Genomic DNA, 14,504 nt, shown 5'->3' on the forward strand with positions numbered 1-14,504 from the left:
CCGCTTTAACGCAGACTTCTAGGGTTTTTCATGACGCGCTACATCTTCGTCACGGGCGGTGTTGTTTCTTCATTGGGGAAAGGCATTGCTTCGGCTTCATTGGCGGCCATCCTGGAGGCGAGGGGACTTAAGGTCACCATGCTCAAGCTGGATCCGTACATCAACGTCGATCCGGGCACCATGAGCCCTTTCCAGCACGGTGAAGTGTTCGTCACACATGACGGCGCCGAAACCGATCTGGACCTGGGTCACTATGAGCGCTTCATTCGCACCACCATGACCCAAAACAACAACTTCACCACTGGCCGTGTGTACGAACACGTCCTGCGCAAAGAGCGCCGTGGTGATTATCTGGGCGCGACCATTCAGGTCATTCCGCACATCACCGACGAGATCAAGCGCCGCATCATCAAAGGTGCTGGCGACGCTGACGTCGCGCTGGTCGAAATCGGCGGCACCGTCGGCGACATCGAGTCGCAACCGTTCCTTGAAGCGATTCGTCAGTTGCGCTTCGAAGTCGGCGCCCGCCGCGCGATGCTGATGCACCTGACACTGGTGCCTTACATCGCTACAGCCGGTGAAACCAAAACCAAGCCAACGCAGCACTCGGTCAAGGAACTGCGCTCCATCGGCCTGCAACCTGACATCCTGGTCTGCCGTTCCGATCATCCGATCGACATGTCGTCGCGTCGCAAGATTGCGCAGTTCACCAACGTCGAAGAGCGTGCCGTTATCGCCCTGGAAGACGCCGACACCATCTACAAGATTCCAGGCATCCTGCACTCGCAGGGTCTGGACGATTTCGTTGTCGAGCGCTTCGGCCTGCAATGCTCCAGCGCGGATCTGTCCGAGTGGGAAGCGGTTGTTGACGCCAAGCTCAATCCTGAGCATGAAGTCACCATCGCCATGGTCGGCAAGTACATGGAGCTGCTGGACGCTTACAAATCGCTGATTGAAGCGATGAGTCACGCCGGTATCACCAACCGCACCAAGGTCAACCTGCGCTACATCGACTCCGAAGATATCGAAAACCAGGGCACCGGCCTGCTTGAAGGTGTGGATGCGATTCTGGTACCTGGCGGATTCGGTCTGCGAGGCGTCGAAGGCAAGATCATTGCCGTCCAGTTTGCGCGCGAAAACAAGGTGCCGTACCTGGGTATCTGCCTGGGCATGCAAGTGGCGGTCATCGAGTTCGCGCGTAACGTGCTGGGCTGGAAAGACGCCAACTCCACCGAGTTTGATCGCAGCAGCCCGCATCCGGTCGTCGGCCTGATCACCGAATGGGAAGACGCCACTGGCGCTGTCGAAACCCGTACCGAAACCTCCGATCTGGGTGGCACCATGCGTCTGGGTGCACAGGAATGCCAACTGGAAGGCGGTTCTCTGGTGCATGACTGCTACGCCAAGGAGGTGATCGTTGAACGTCACCGTCATCGTTATGAAGTGAACAACAACCTGCTGCCTCAACTGATTGACGCCGGGCTCAAAATCTCCGGTCGTTCCGGCGATGGCGCACTGGTTGAAGTGGTCGAAGCGCCAGATCATCCATGGTTCGTCGCTTGCCAGTTCCACCCTGAGTTCACTTCGACGCCACGCGACGGTCACCCGCTGTTCAGCGGCTTCGTCAAGGCAGCGCTTGTTCAACACCAGAAGAAAGCCTGATAGGGAACTCATTACATGGCACAGAAAATCATCCGCGTCGGTTCTATCGAGATTGCCAACGACAAGCCAATGGTTTTGTTCGGTGGCATGAATGTGCTGGAGTCGCGGGACATGGCCATGCAGGTCTGCGAAGAATACGTACGGGTCACCGAAAAGCTCGGTATCCCTTACGTGTTCAAGGCCAGTTTCGACAAGGCTAACCGTTCGTCGGTCACGTCGTATCGTGGTCCGGGCCTGGAAGCGGGCATGCGCATTTTCGAGGAGATCAAGCGCACCTTCAACGTGCCGGTGATCACGGATGTGCATGAGCCGGATCAAGCGGCGACCGTGGCGGAAGTCTGCGACATCATTCAGTTGCCGGCGTTTTTGTCCCGCCAGACCGATCTGGTGGTGGCAATGGCGAAAACCGGCGCTGTGATCAACATCAAGAAAGCCCAGTTTCTCGCGCCTCAGGAAATGAAACACATCCTGTCCAAGTGCGAAGAGGCGGGTAATGATCAGTTGATACTGTGCGAGCGGGGTTCGAGCTTCGGTTATAACAACCTCGTCGTGGACATGCTCGGCTTCGGCATCATGAAGTCGTTCGAGTATCCGGTGTTTTTCGACGTGACCCATGCGTTGCAGATGCCAGGCGGTCGTTCCGATTCAGCAGGCGGCCGTCGCGCGCAGGTCACCGACCTTGCAAAAGCCGGTATCAGCCAAGGGCTTGCAGGTCTGTTTCTTGAGGCCCACCCGGACCCTGACAACGCCAAGTGCGACGGTCCATGTGCATTGCGCCTGGAAAAACTTGAGCCGTTCCTGACTCAGCTCAAGACTCTGGATGACCTGATCAAAAGCTTCCCGCCTGTAGAAACCGCGTAAGTCGTGCTTCTCTGGCACCTTACCCTCCGGTAAAGTGCCGCTCGTTCTATTCCCGACCCGTGGGTCGGGAATTTTGTCGTTTCAAGGTCTGCCCGTTGTCTGGATCCTTGAGACGCATGTTCGTTTCCCAGCTGCGTCGTTTTCGTCAATCTTGGAGTGTTTACAACAATGGCAAAAATCGTCGACATCAAAGGTCGTGAAGTTCTCGACTCCCGTGGCAATCCCACCGTGGAAGCAGACGTGCTCCTCGACAACGGCATCATCGGCAGTGCATGCGCGCCGTCCGGTGCTTCCACCGGCTCGCGTGAAGCACTTGAGCTGCGTGATGGCGACAAGAGCCGTTACATGGGCAAGGGCGTTCTGAAAGCAGTTGCAAACATCAATGGCCCGATTCGCGATCTGCTGCTGGGCAAAGACCCGGTTGATCAGAAAGCGCTGGACCACGCCATGATCGCGCTGGACGCCACTGAGAACAAAGCCAGCCTGGGCGCGAATGCAATCCTCGCTGTGTCGCTGGCGGCTGCCAAAGCAGCGGCCCAGGACCAGGATTTGCCGCTTTACGCGCACATCGCCAACCTGAACGGCACGCCAGGTGTGTATTCGATGCCGGTTCCGATGATGAACATCATCAACGGTGGCGAGCACGCCGATAACAACATCGACATTCAAGAATTCATGATTCAGCCTGTGGGCGCCAAGACCTTCTCCGAAGGCCTGCGCTGGGGCACAGAAATCTTTCACCATCTCAAGGCAGTGCTCAAGGCCCGTGGCCTCAACACCGCTGTGGGTGACGAAGGTGGTTTCGCACCTAACCTGAACTCCAACGCCGCTGCGCTGGACGCCATTGCCGAAGCCGTAGCCAACGCCGGTTACAAGCTGGGCACCGACGTGACCCTGGCGCTGGACTGCGCGGCAAGCGAGTTCTACAAAGACGGCAAGTACACGTTGACCGAAGAAGGCGAGTACGACTCTGCGGGTTTCGCGGACTACCTGGCGGATCTGGTCAGCAAGCACCCGATCATCTCCATCGAGGATGGCCTGGACGAGTCTGACTGGGCGGGCTGGAAAGTCCTGACCGACAAGATCGGCGACAAGATCCAGCTGGTCGGCGACGACCTGTTCGTCACTAACACCAAGATCCTGAAAGAAGGCATCGACAAGAAGATCGCCAACTCTATCCTGATCAAGTTCAACCAGATCGGCACGCTGACCGAAACCCTGGAAGCCATCCAGATGGCCAAGGCAGCGGGTTACACTGCCATTATCTCTCACCGCTCTGGTGAAACCGAAGACTCCACCATTGCCGATCTGGCAGTGGGTACCTCCGCCGGTCAGATCAAAACCGGTTCGTTGAGCCGTTCTGATCGGGTCGCCAAGTACAACCAGCTGCTGCGCATCGAAGAGCAGTTGGGCAGCAAGGCGCCATACAATGGTCGCGGTGAGTTTCGCGGCTGAGTCGGAGATGGTAAAAAGGCAGCAGGCGTTGTAAGGGAATCCGCTTTTGTTGGAGATTCCTTGAGCGCCCTGATCCATGAGCCCGGTGACCACCGGGCTTTTGGTTGTTAAACATGGTCGGTTCTGCTGTCTTTTTCTTCACCGGATAACTGATATTTCCAATGCGCAGTCCTAACTGGTTGTTCCTCATTCTGCTCTTGCTGCTCGCGGGCTTGCAGTATCGTCTGTGGGTCGGTAATGGCAGCTTGGCGCAAGTGGCCAGTCTGACTCAGCAAATCGCCGATCAGCATGCCGAAAACGATACGTTGCTGGAACGTAATCGGGTGCTTGATGCTGAAGTGCTGGAGTTGAAGAAGGGCCTGGAGACCGTCGAAGAGCGTGCCCGTCACGAACTCGGCATGGTCAAGGACGGCGAGACCCTCTACCAGTTGGCGCAATGACGTTGGTGCAATGAATCTTTCCATTCCTGCCTTCTGGGCAGTGATTCCCGCAGCGGGCGTTGGTGCGCGCATGGCGGCAGACCGTCCCAAGCAGTACCTGCAACTGGGCGGTATGACAATTCTGGAACATAGCCTTCTCTGTTTTCTCGATCATCCCCGGCTAAAGGGCCTGGTGATCAGCCTGGCTGTGGACGATCCGTACTGGCCAGGCTTGCCCTGCGCTCTGGACTCACGGATTCAGCGTGTGACAGGCGGCAAGGAACGCGCTGATTCGGTGCTTAATGCGTTGCTGCACTTGCATGCCCAAGGCGCGGACGACAACGACTGGGTGCTTGTGCATGACGCGGCGCGGCCTAATCTGGCCCGAGGCGATCTGGATAATTTGCTGAGCGAACTGGCTGACGATCCGGTTGGCGGGTTGCTCGCGGTGCCCGCCAAAGACACGCTCAAACGCGCTGACAGCAACGGGCGGGTGGCAGAGACGGTAGATCGACGCCTTATATGGCAGGCCTATACCCCGCAGATGTTCCGCCTTGGCGCTTTGCACCGTGCTTTGGCTGATAGCCTGGTCTCGAACGTTGCGATCACTGACGAAGCCTCAGCCATGGAGTGGGCCGGACAGTCGCCGCGCCTGATTGAAGGGCGTGCCGACAACATCAAAGTCACCCGGCCTGAGGACCTCGAGTGGTTGCGTCAGCGTCGAGGTGACTTCAACCGCTGACTTGGCTTTTGTGGGAGGGAGCTTGCTCGCGATTCGGTCATCTTGAGGATCAAGATGTATCGGATGGGAGGGCCTCTCGCGAGCAAGCTCGCTCCCACACAACGTTTGCAACAGGTTTGAATTCATCGTGCCTGATACTCATCGCGTTTCGCCAACCCTTCCTTCAGGTAATCCACCAGCTTGCGCACTTTTGGCGACAAATGCCGTTGCTGCGGATACAGCCCCCAGACAGCCGTATTGGGCGGCTGATGCGTTTCAAGCAGTGAGATCAATGCCCCACTTTTCAAATGGCTCAATACGTAATAATCCGGCAACTGACACAAGCCGACGCCGTGCAACGCTGCGTCCAGCACAGCTTGTCCGCTGTTGCAGCGCCAGTTGCCGTGGATCCTCTGGGAAAACTCCTTACCATTTTGTTGTAGCAGCCACGTATCCGAACTGCCTGTCAGGCAATTGTGCCGACTCAGCTCCGACACGCTGTGAGGCCGTCCGTAACGCTCGACGTAAGAAGGGGAGGCGCAGAGGTACATCCGGCGGGGCGCCAGGCGGGTCGCCACCAGCCGCGACTCTTGCAATCGACCGAGCCTGATCGCCAGGTCCATGCCTTCGTGTACCAGGTCCAGCGTGTTGTTGGTCAGCTCGATGTCCACACGCAGCTGCGGGTATTCATCCATGAAACGCGTTACCAGCGGCGCGATGAAGCGTTCGCCGTACGCCACCGCGCAGGTCATGCGCAACAAGCCTTTGGGCTCGCTCGTCAAATCGCCCACGGCGCGCACTGCTTCCTCGCGGCCGTCCTGCAAGCGCTGGCAATGATGAAGAAACGTCTGACCTGCCTCGGTCAGAGCGACGCGTCGGGTGCTGCGGTAAAGCAATTTGGTTTGCAGGCGTTCTTCCAGCCGTGCGATCTGTCGGCTGATGTGGGACGAAGAGACGCCCAGTCGTTCGGCGGCCGCAGTGAACTGCCCGCATTCCGCCACAGCAACGAATTCGTCCAGCCCTTCCCAGCGATTTGTGTACATCGATTGTCCCTGTACAGCATTAATGTTTTGCTTTTGTCCGGATTATTCATCATTGCGCTATGTATTACACTCTTCGGCCTGTACCTAATTCGCTGGAGAAGATTGATGATCAAGTCACGTGCCGCCGTAGCGTTCGAGCCCAACCAGCCGTTGCAAATCGTGGAAGTGGACGTCGAGGCACCCAAGGCGGGCGAGGTGCTGGTGCGTATCGTCGCCACCGGCGTTTGTCATACCGATGCCTACACCTTGTCCGGCTCGGATTCCGAAGGCGTTTTTCCGTGCATCCTGGGGCATGAAGGTGGCGGTATCGTCGAAGCCATAGGAGAAGGCGTGACCTCGCTCGCTGTCGGCGACCATGTGATTCCGCTCTACACGGCCGAATGCCGCGAGTGCAAATTCTGCCTTTCCGGCAAGACCAACCTCTGCCAGAAAGTGCGCGCCACCCAAGGCAAAGGTCTAATGCCCGATGGCACCAGCCGTTTCAGCTACAAAGGCCAGCCGATTTACCATTACATGGGTTGCTCGACGTTCTCCGAGTACACCGTCCTGCCTGAAATATCCCTCGCCAAAATCCCCAAAGAAGCACCGCTGGAGAAGGTCTGTCTGCTGGGCTGCGGTGTTACCACCGGAATCGGCGCAGTGCTGAACACCGCCAAAGTCGAAGAAGGCGCGACCGTTGCCGTTTTTGGCCTGGGCGGTATTGGTCTGGCAGCGATCATCGGCGCGAAAATGGCCAAGGCCTCGCGCATCATTGCCGTCGACATCAATCCGGCCAAGTTCGACGTCGCTCGCGAACTGGGTGCCACTGACTTCGTCAACCCGAAGGATCACGACAAACCCGTGCAGGAAGTGATCGTCGAAATGACCGATGGCGGCGTGGATTACAGCTTCGAATGCGTCGGCAACGTGCAACTGATGCGTGCGGCGCTGGAGTGCTGCCACAAAGGCTGGGGCGAGTCGGTGATCATCGGTGTCGCCGGCGCGGGCCAGGAAATTACCACTCGTCCATTCCAGCTGGTGACCGGGCGCGTCTGGCGCGGCTCGGCGTTCGGTGGCGTCAAAGGCCGCACCGAGTTGCCAAGCTATGTCGAGAAATCACAAACGGGCGAAATTCCGCTGGACACCTTCATCACCCACACCATGGGGCTTGAAAGCATTAACGAAGCGTTCGACTTGATGCACGAAGGCAAAAGCATCCGTACGGTCATTCATTTCTAAAACAGCAGCTAGAAGCTACAAGCTGTAAGTTTCAAGCTGCAAGAGTAGGAGCGAACGACTTGCTTTTGCCTACAGCTTGGAGCTTGTGGCTTGAAGCTTATTGCTGGGAGCCCGCGACCATGACCCTCGAAAATCTTTCGTGCCAGAAAAGCTTCGGCGGCTGGCACAAGCGTTACAAGCATCACTCAGACGTGCTCGGCTGCGACATGAGCTTTGCTGTTTACCTGCCGCCACAAGCGGAGCAGGGCGGCAAGCTCCCGGTCGTGTATTGGTTGTCCGGACTGACATGTACCGATGAAAACTTCATGCAAAAAGCCGGTGCCCACCGCATCGCCGCTGAGCTGGGTTTGATCATCGTGGCGCCCGACACCAGTCCGCGTGGCCCCGAGGTACCAGACGACGCCGACAAAGCCTGGGACTTCGGGCTAGGCGCCGGGTTTTACCTGAACGCCACTCAACAGCCGTGGGCGCGGCATTACCGCATGCACGATTATGTGGTTAGCGAATTGCCCGCGCTGGTTGAGGCGCATTTCCCGGCATCCGAGGCCCGCAGCGTGAGCGGTCATTCGATGGGCGGTCACGGGGCATTGGTGTGTGCGTTACGCAATCCAGGGCGTTACCTCGCGGTTTCTGCGTTCTCTCCGATTACCAATCCAATGGATTGTCACTGGGGGCAGAAAGCGTTCTCGCACTATCTGGGTGAGGACCGTGCACGCTGGCGAGAATGGGACAGCTGCGCTTTGATTGCTGGCGCCACCGAGAAACTGCCTATTCTGGTGGATCAAGGTGACCGGGATGACTTTCTGGCGACTCAGCTTAAGCCCGAGGCGCTGATTCAGGCCGCGAAAGCTGCCGATCATCCTCTTGAACTGCGATTGCAGCCGGGCTACGACCATAGCTACTTCTTCATCGCCAGTTTCATCGAAGACCACCTGCGACATCACGCGCGTGCCTTGTTGGGCTAATGTCGGACAAAGTAGGTAGAATCACGCCCTGACTTTTTCAGGGCGTTTTTTTATGCGTATTGGCCACGGCTACGATGTGCACCGTTTCGCTGGAGGCGACTTCATTACCTTGGGCGGGGTGCGGATTGCCCACACGTACGGTCTGCTTGCTCATTCTGATGGTGATGTGCTTTTGCATGCGTTGAGCGATGCCTTGCTGGGCGCCGCCGCTTTGGGCGATATCGGCAAGCATTTCCCTGACACCGACCCGCAGTTCAAGGGCGCAGACAGCCGTGTCCTGTTGCGCCATGTCCTCAAGCAGGTCCAGGCCAAAGGCTGGAAGGTCGGCAATGTCGACGCCACCATTGTGGCCCAGGCGCCGAAGATGGCCCCGCACATCGAGGCGATGCGTGCCCTGATTGCCGCTGATCTGCAGGTCGATGCCGATCAGGTCAACGTCAAAGCCACCACTACTGAAAAACTGGGTTTTACTGGTCGTGAAGAAGGTATTGCGGTGCATGCCGTTGCGCTGTTGATTGCCGCATGACCGAACTCGAATTGTTAGGCCCGTGTGCCTATGGCGATGCTTTGGGCAGTGCGGTCCTGAAAGCCAGTGCTGAAGATTTTCAAGTCGATGAGGTGCTGGACATCCCGTTGTCCGGTGACGGCGAACACTTGTGGCTGTGGGTAGAAAAGCGCGGTCTCAATACCGAAGAAGCTGCGCGTCGCCTTGCCAAAGCTGCCGGTGTGCAACTGCGTACCGTCAGTTATGCGGGTTTGAAAGACCGTCAGGCGCTGACCCGCCAATGGTTCAGTATTCAGTTGCCGGGCAAAGCCGATCCAGATTTGTCCGCCGCTGAAAATGACACACTGAACATCCTCAAGAGCACTCGCCATAAGCGCAAATTGCAACGTGGCGCTCACGCGGCCAATGGCTTCACGTTGCGCCTGACCCAGTTGCACGCCGACCACGCTGCACTGGATGCGCGCCTTGAGTTGATCAGGCAACACGGCATTCCCAATTACTTCGGTGGCCAGCGTTTCGGATATGAAGGCGGTAACGTAGGTGAAGCGCGTCAATACGCCGAACGTAAAGCCTTGCCCGAGCAACGCCATGTGCGTTCGCGATTGCTGTCGACTGCGCGCAGTTATCTGTTTAATCAGGTTCTTGCGGCGCGGGTAAGCGATGGCAGTTGGCAGCGTGCTCAGGTGGGCGATCTACTGGCCTTTACCGATAGCCGTAGTTTTTTTCCGGCGGGCGAAGCGGAATGCAGCGATCCACGTCTGGCGATCCTTGACCTGCATCCCACCGGACCACAATGGGGCGCAGGCGATTCGCCCGCGTCAGGCGCCACCGCAGCCCTTGAAAACCGGGTCGTGGGCCAGGAGCCGGCGCTTCGTGACTGGTTGATAAGAGCCGGGATGGAGCACGAACGGCGCATCCTTCGGCTGCCCATTGCGCAGTTGACGTGGCATTATCCCGAGCCTGACATTCTGCAACTGGAATTCGTCCTGCCGCCCGGATGCTTCGCCACTGTTTTTGTGCGCGAACTCATTGATCTGGCGCCGGTGGGGCAGACGGACAGCTCATGCGTATTCTGATTTCAAATGACGACGGGGTCACTGCACCCGGTATCGCCGCGCTCTACGGTGCGTTGGCCGATTATGCCGAGTGCGTGGTCGTGGCGCCCGATCAAGACAAGAGCGGTGCAAGCAGTTCGCTGACGCTTGATCGGCCATTGCATCCTCACACCCTCGATAATGGCTTTATCAGCGTCAACGGCACGCCCACAGATTGTGTGCATCTCGCGCTCCACGGTCTGCTGGACGTAGAGCCGGACATGGTTGTTTCCGGGATCAACCTGGGCGCCAATCTGGGGGATGATGTGCTGTACTCGGGGACGGTTGCAGCGGCGCTTGAAGGGCGATTTCTACAGCGGCCTTCATTTGCTTTTTCATTTTTGTCACGTCAGGTCGATAACCTTGCAACCGCTGCTCATTACGCCCGCCTGTTGGTCGAGGCGCATGAGCGACTCGATCTGCCACCGCGCACCGTAGTGAACGTGAATATTCCCAATCTACCGCTTGAACATATTCGTGGCATCCAGCTGACTCGTCTCGGGCACCGCACGCGCGCGGCATCGCCGATTCGCGTGGTCGATCCTCGGGGCAGGGCTGGCTACTGGATTGCTGCTGCCGGCGATGCCGAGGATGGTGGTCCGGGCACGGATTTCCACGCGGTGATGCAGGGCTACGTGTCCATCACCCCGTTGCAACTGGATCGCACCTATCAGGACGGTTTCAACAGCCTGAACGCCTGGCTGGAGGGAATCGCCTGATGTCGCGTGAACAAGATGACCTGTTGCGTCGTGGCGTCGGGATGACCTCCCAGCGCACGCGTGAGCGACTGATCCAGCGTCTGTACGAAGAGGGGGTGTCGAACGCAAGTGTGCTGGATGTCATCCGTAAAACACCTCGGCATTTGTTCGTAGATGAAGCGCTTGCGCATCGCGCCTATGAAGACACCGCTTTGCCTATCGGTCATAACCAGACGATTTCCCAGCCTTACATGGTGGCGCGCATGAGCGAGCTGCTGCTGGCGGCAGGTCCGCTGGACAAGGTTCTGGAGATAGGCACCGGCTCAGGCTATCAGACGGCCGTACTCGCCCAACTGGTAGAGCGCGTGTTTTCCGTCGAGCGCATTAAAGTGCTTCAGGACCGTGCTAAAGAGCGTTTGGTCGAGCTGAATCTTCGTAACATGGTCTTTCGCTGGGGCGACGGCTGGGAAGGGTGGCCCGCGTTGGCGCCCTACAACGGCATCATCGTGACCGCCGTCGCTACCGATGTGCCCCAGGCGTTGCTTGACCAGCTGGCACCGGGCGGCCGTCTGGTGATTCCGGTGGGTTCGGGTGAAGTGCAGCAGTTGATGCTGATCATTCGCGAAGAAAACGGCTTCTCCCGGCACGTTCTGGGTGCCGTGCGCTTCGTTCCGTTACTCAACGGCCCGCTGGCCTAGCGCTGGTTTGCCCCGCGCACTGAATTCTTGCTGACGCCGTCTGTCTACAGGCTGTCATTTTGACTCTTCATAAGGTCAGGACGCGTGAATTCGCAACATCGAGTATCTGCTCCAGTTATCGTTTAGCTGCCAGTCGTTAGTACGGCACAATAGGCAGCTTAAATTCAGTCACCAGTAAAGGGAGTGGCGGGTGAGTCTCACAGTCATTCGGCAGCGTATGTCTTCAACAAGTTTTCAGCGGCTGGTGACTGGCATTGCCCTCAGTGTCATGTTGGTCGGCTGTTCCAGTTCCCCGTCAGGCGGTGTTCGCGTCGTTGATCGCAACGGTAAGCCGGTCGCGCCGCAGCGCCAGCCCGTCACTACCGGCCAATATGTGGTCAAGCGTAGTGATACCCTGTTTTCCATTGCGTTTCGTTACGGCTGGGACTGGAAAGCACTGGCTGCACGCAACAACATTCCTGATCCGTACACGATTCATGTAGGCCAGACGATTCGCTTCGATGGTCGCTCGTCGGGTAGCGTGGCCTCGGCCCCGACGGCTACCAGACAGACTACAACCAGCACCTCGACGTCTAACTCGCCGTCCGGCTCGCTCAAGACCACCGTTATTTCGCGACCAATCGGTGTGACCCCAGTGGTTGCGCCTTCTGTTGCATCCACGCCTACGGTGACGCCGGTCGCTGCTGGCGTGAAGTCATCCAGTGGCTGGGCGTGGCCAACTAATGGAGTTTTGATCGGAAAATTTTCTTCAAACGGGAGTTTGAATAAAGGAATTGATATCGCCGGGGATTTGGGACAGCCTGTTTTGGCTGCGTCTGATGGCTCGGTGGTGTACGCCGGGAGTGGCTTGCGGGGCTATGGCGAGCTGATCATCATCAAACACAGCGATACCTACGTCAGTGCTTACGGTCATAACCGTAGGTTGTTGGTTCGGGAGGGGCAGCAGGTCAAGGTCGGGCAAACAATTGCCGAGATGGGGTCGACGGGTACTGACCGGGTGAAACTGCATTTTGAGATTCGCCGACAGGGTAAACCTGTAGATCCTCTGGAATTTTTGCCGCGTCGTTGATCAGTTGTCAGCCTGTTCCTGCCGTAGAGGGAACAGGCTCAAGCGTTGCCAGGGAAACAGGCGTCGCTAGAGCTTGAGGTCGAACTCACCAAAGGACTATAACAATGGCTCTCAGCAAAGAAGCGCCGGAGTTTGACATAGACGATGAAGTTCTCCTTATGGAGCACGCAATCGTCCTGGATTCTGCATCGGACGAGAAACCAGCTACACCTTCTGTTCGTGCAAAGACCAAAAACTCCACAGCGCTCAAGCAACATAAGTACATCGACTACACAAGGGCGCTCGACGCCACTCAGCTGTACCTCAACGAAATCGGTTTCTCCCCCTTGCTGTCCCCGGAAGAGGAAGTTCACTTTGCGCGCTTGTCGCAGAGCGGATGCCCTGCCGGGCGCAAACGCATGATCGAGAGTAACTTGCGACTGGTGGTGAAAATCGCCAGGCGCTATGTCAATCGCGGCCTTTCGCTGCTTGACCTGATTGAAGAGGGCAATCTTGGCCTGATCCGCGCGGTCGAAAAATTCGACCCTGAACGCGGTTTCCGCTTCTCCACCTACGCGACGTGGTGGATACGTCAGACCATCGAACGCGCCATCATGAACCAGACCCGGACGATCCGGTTGCCGATTCATGTGGTCAAAGAACTCAACGTCTACCTGCGCGCCGCGCGGGAGTTGACGCAAAAACTCGATCACGAACCATCCCCCGAAGAGATCGCCAATCTGCTCGAAAAACCGGTCGGTGAGGTCAAGCGCATGCTGGGCCTGAACGAGCGTGTTTCGTCGGTCGATGTGTCCCTTGGGCCGGACTCCGACAAAACCCTACTGGATACGCTGACCGATGATCGTCCTACGGATCCGTGCGAGCTGCTACAGGATGACGATCTTTCGCAAAGCATCGATCAGTGGCTCTCCGAGCTGACCGAAAAGCAGAGAGAAGTCGTGGTGCGTCGTTTTGGTCTGCGCGGGCACGAGAGCAGTACGCTGGAGGACGTAGGCCTGGAGATCGGTCTGACGCGTGAGCGCGTTCGGCAGATCCAGGTTGAGGGTCTCAAGCGGCTGCGGGAGATTCTTGAAAAGAATGGCTTGTCGAGCGAGTCACTGTTCCAGTGAACCGCTGAACGCTTTACTCATCGAAGCAGCTGAAAGCCCCGATCCGTCGGGGCTTTTTTTCGCCTGACGTTCAGGTGTCACGATTTTTCCATAGCGGGTTTGTACGTCGACACGACAGAGCTCTTTTACGTCGAGCAATCGGTCCCGCATAAAGTTACACAGCATGTAAGTCATCGCTTACTCGTCGTGTAAGTCATGGCGATATTATTGCGCGGATGTAAGTCTATAATTGCGTAGGAATATACCTAACTCAATGATTATAAAGGCTATTTAAAGAAGGCTTTCGGTGGGTCAGGTATTTTTTTGAAAGGTTTGGGAAGTTGCTTGCAGCGCTCAAATCACTAATATCAGGACTGTGTCGAGGGATCGACGCAAGCGGTCAAGGAAGACTGCTCAAGGACATCGCAGGATGCGATTCATCAGGATGATGAGAAGGATTAAAGGGATTAAGGAAAAAATGTGGGCGGGTCATACCGCCCCTTTTTTTCGTCTGCAGAAAAGTAGTCCCGCAGGCGGCACAAAGGGCACTTTATGTGCCCTTTGCGGTGTCGGCTCGGGATCAGCGCTCCAGGTCGGCGATCTTGCCGGTTTTGCCATCCCATTCCTTTGCATCTTCCAGCGGGTCTTTGCGCTCGGTGATGTTCGGCCAGATGTCGGCCAGCTCTGTGTTAAGGGCGATGAAGTTCTCCATGCCAGCGGGCACTTCGTCTTCAGAGAAAATCGCGTTGGCCGGGCACTCAGGCTCACACAGCGCGCAGTCGATGCACTCGTCCGGGTGAATCACCAGGAAGTTCGGGCCTTCGTAAAAGCAGTCCACCGGACACACTTCTACGCAGTCGGTGTACTTGCACTTGATGCAGTTGTCGGTGACGACGAAGGTCATTTCTAATTCTCTCCTCAGGCGGCGGTAGCGAAACCCTGGACACGGGCTGCTAGGTTCGGGAAGTCCCCCGGCCGTTCAACACTCAGCTTTTGCCAAGGGCGCCG

16 protein-coding genes are annotated in these 14,504 nt (G+C 57.3%); 13 read left to right on the top strand and 3 right to left on the bottom strand.

Going from position 1 to position 14,504, the window contains the following annotated elements; all coding sequences use genetic code 11:
* Positions 1 to 30 precede the first annotated feature (30 nt).
* The 5 genes from OYW20_RS06680 (at position 31) to ispD (ending at position 5,139) form a co-directional block, all read left to right on the top strand.
* Positions 31 to 1,662: a CTP synthase gene (locus OYW20_RS06680; protein WP_268799926.1), complete on the top strand. Its 1,632-nt coding sequence runs from the start codon at positions 31 to 33 to the stop codon at positions 1,660 to 1,662.
* 15 nt (positions 1,663 to 1,677) lie between these two features.
* Positions 1,678 to 2,523, top strand: a complete 846-nt coding sequence (gene kdsA, locus OYW20_RS06685; protein ID WP_268799927.1) for a 3-deoxy-8-phosphooctulonate synthase — start codon at positions 1,678 to 1,680, stop codon at positions 2,521 to 2,523.
* Positions 2,524 to 2,691: 168 nt separating this feature from the next.
* A complete protein-coding gene (eno, locus tag OYW20_RS06690) occupies positions 2,692 to 3,978 on the top strand; it encodes a phosphopyruvate hydratase (RefSeq protein ID WP_268799928.1) in 1,287 nt (428 codons plus the stop codon).
* Between the two features lie 161 nt (positions 3,979 to 4,139).
* Positions 4,140 to 4,418, top strand: coding sequence for a cell division protein FtsB (gene ftsB / locus OYW20_RS06695; RefSeq protein WP_219061254.1), 279 nt, complete (start codon positions 4,140 to 4,142; stop codon positions 4,416 to 4,418).
* A 10-nt stretch (positions 4,419 to 4,428) separates the two neighbouring features.
* Complete coding sequence (ispD, locus tag OYW20_RS06700) at positions 4,429 to 5,139, top strand: 2-C-methyl-D-erythritol 4-phosphate cytidylyltransferase (protein ID WP_268799929.1); 711 nt, start codon at positions 4,429 to 4,431, stop codon at positions 5,137 to 5,139.
* Between the two features lie 122 nt (positions 5,140 to 5,261).
* Here ispD and OYW20_RS06705 read toward each other — a convergent pair whose 3' ends face one another.
* Complete coding sequence (locus OYW20_RS06705; RefSeq protein ID WP_268799930.1) at positions 5,262 to 6,161, bottom strand: LysR substrate-binding domain-containing protein; 900 nt, start codon at positions 6,159 to 6,161, stop codon at positions 5,262 to 5,264.
* A gap of 105 nt (positions 6,162 to 6,266) precedes the next feature.
* Here OYW20_RS06705 and OYW20_RS06710 point away from each other — a divergent pair, with 105 nt between their 5' ends.
* The 8 genes from OYW20_RS06710 to rpoS all read left to right on the top strand — a co-directional run bounded on the left by OYW20_RS06710 (position 6,267) and on the right by rpoS (position 13,517).
* A complete protein-coding gene (locus OYW20_RS06710; protein ID WP_268799931.1) occupies positions 6,267 to 7,379 on the top strand; it encodes an S-(hydroxymethyl)glutathione dehydrogenase/class III alcohol dehydrogenase in 1,113 nt (370 codons plus the stop codon).
* 119 nt (positions 7,380 to 7,498) lie between these two features.
* Entirely contained in the window at positions 7,499 to 8,344 is an 846-nt protein-coding gene (fghA, locus tag OYW20_RS06715; RefSeq protein ID WP_268799932.1) for an S-formylglutathione hydrolase, read from the top strand.
* Between the two features lie 52 nt (positions 8,345 to 8,396).
* Positions 8,397 to 8,870, top strand: coding sequence for a 2-C-methyl-D-erythritol 2,4-cyclodiphosphate synthase (gene ispF / locus OYW20_RS06720; RefSeq protein ID WP_268799933.1), 474 nt, complete (start codon positions 8,397 to 8,399; stop codon positions 8,868 to 8,870).
* On the top strand, positions 8,867 to 9,925 hold the full coding sequence (gene truD / locus OYW20_RS06725; RefSeq protein WP_268799934.1) for a tRNA pseudouridine(13) synthase TruD: 1,059 nt from the start codon (positions 8,867 to 8,869) through the stop codon (positions 9,923 to 9,925). The genes ispF and truD overlap by 4 nt, the downstream gene beginning before the upstream one ends.
* A complete protein-coding gene (surE, locus tag OYW20_RS06730) occupies positions 9,913 to 10,662 on the top strand; it encodes a 5'/3'-nucleotidase SurE (protein WP_268799935.1) in 750 nt (249 codons plus the stop codon). The genes truD and surE overlap by 13 nt, the downstream gene beginning before the upstream one ends.
* A 41-nt stretch (positions 10,663 to 10,703) precedes the next feature.
* Positions 10,704 to 11,339 carry a protein-L-isoaspartate(D-aspartate) O-methyltransferase gene (locus OYW20_RS06735; protein WP_268801068.1) on the top strand — a complete coding sequence of 212 codons (636 nt, stop codon included), beginning with the start codon at positions 10,704 to 10,706 and terminating at the stop codon, positions 11,337 to 11,339.
* Positions 11,340 to 11,529: 190 nt separating this feature from the next.
* Positions 11,530 to 12,408, top strand: a complete 879-nt coding sequence (locus OYW20_RS06740; RefSeq protein ID WP_268799936.1) for a peptidoglycan DD-metalloendopeptidase family protein — start codon at positions 11,530 to 11,532, stop codon at positions 12,406 to 12,408.
* A 104-nt stretch (positions 12,409 to 12,512) separates the two neighbouring features.
* Positions 12,513 to 13,517, top strand: coding sequence for an RNA polymerase sigma factor RpoS (gene rpoS, locus OYW20_RS06745; protein WP_268799937.1), 1,005 nt, complete (start codon positions 12,513 to 12,515; stop codon positions 13,515 to 13,517).
* Here the strand turns inward: rpoS and OYW20_RS06750 are convergent.
* Positions 13,503 to 13,691 carry a hypothetical protein gene (locus tag OYW20_RS06750; RefSeq protein WP_268799938.1) on the bottom strand — a complete coding sequence of 63 codons (189 nt, stop codon included), beginning with the start codon at positions 13,689 to 13,691 and terminating at the stop codon, positions 13,503 to 13,505. The two genes, rpoS and OYW20_RS06750, sit on opposite strands and share 15 nt — an antisense overlap.
* 385 nt (positions 13,692 to 14,076) lie before the next feature.
* Positions 14,077 to 14,400 (bottom strand): ferredoxin FdxA, encoded by a 324-nt coding sequence (fdxA, locus tag OYW20_RS06755; RefSeq protein WP_268799939.1) that lies wholly within the window; start codon positions 14,398 to 14,400, stop codon positions 14,077 to 14,079.
* Between the last annotated feature and the right edge of the window lie 104 nt (positions 14,401 to 14,504).

The organism is Pseudomonas sp. BSw22131, from assembly GCF_026810445.1.
Lineage (GTDB): Bacteria > Pseudomonadota > Gammaproteobacteria > Pseudomonadales > Pseudomonadaceae > Aquipseudomonas > Aquipseudomonas huanghezhanensis.

Bases quoted from the DNA above. Each gene is read 5' to 3' on its own strand.
- eno (WP_268799928.1), top strand. From the start codon at position 2,692: ATGGCAAAAATCGTCGACATCAAAGGTCGTGAAGTTCTCGACTCCCGT.
- surE (WP_268799935.1), top strand. From the start codon at position 9,913: ATGCGTATTCTGATTTCAAATGACGACGGGGTCACTGCACCCGGTATC.
- fghA (WP_268799932.1), top strand. From the start codon at position 7,499: ATGACCCTCGAAAATCTTTCGTGCCAGAAAAGCTTCGGCGGCTGGCAC.
- OYW20_RS06680 (WP_268799926.1), top strand. From the start codon at position 31: ATGACGCGCTACATCTTCGTCACGGGCGGTGTTGTTTCTTCATTGGGG.
- ispF (WP_268799933.1), top strand. From the start codon at position 8,397: ATGCGTATTGGCCACGGCTACGATGTGCACCGTTTCGCTGGAGGCGAC.
- ispD (WP_268799929.1), top strand. From the start codon at position 4,429: ATGAATCTTTCCATTCCTGCCTTCTGGGCAGTGATTCCCGCAGCGGGC.
- OYW20_RS06710 (WP_268799931.1), top strand. From the start codon at position 6,267: ATGATCAAGTCACGTGCCGCCGTAGCGTTCGAGCCCAACCAGCCGTTG.
- rpoS (WP_268799937.1), top strand. From the start codon at position 12,513: ATGGCTCTCAGCAAAGAAGCGCCGGAGTTTGACATAGACGATGAAGTT.
- fdxA (WP_268799939.1), bottom strand. From the start codon at position 14,400: ATGACCTTCGTCGTCACCGACAACTGCATCAAGTGCAAGTACACCGAC.
- truD (WP_268799934.1), top strand. From the start codon at position 8,867: ATGACCGAACTCGAATTGTTAGGCCCGTGTGCCTATGGCGATGCTTTG.
- ftsB (WP_219061254.1), top strand. From the start codon at position 4,140: ATGCGCAGTCCTAACTGGTTGTTCCTCATTCTGCTCTTGCTGCTCGCG.
- OYW20_RS06750 (WP_268799938.1), bottom strand. From the start codon at position 13,691: ATGACTTACATGCTGTGTAACTTTATGCGGGACCGATTGCTCGACGTA.
- OYW20_RS06705 (WP_268799930.1), bottom strand. From the start codon at position 6,161: ATGTACACAAATCGCTGGGAAGGGCTGGACGAATTCGTTGCTGTGGCG.
- kdsA (WP_268799927.1), top strand. From the start codon at position 1,678: ATGGCACAGAAAATCATCCGCGTCGGTTCTATCGAGATTGCCAACGAC.
- OYW20_RS06735 (WP_268801068.1), top strand. From the start codon at position 10,704: ATGACCTCCCAGCGCACGCGTGAGCGACTGATCCAGCGTCTGTACGAA.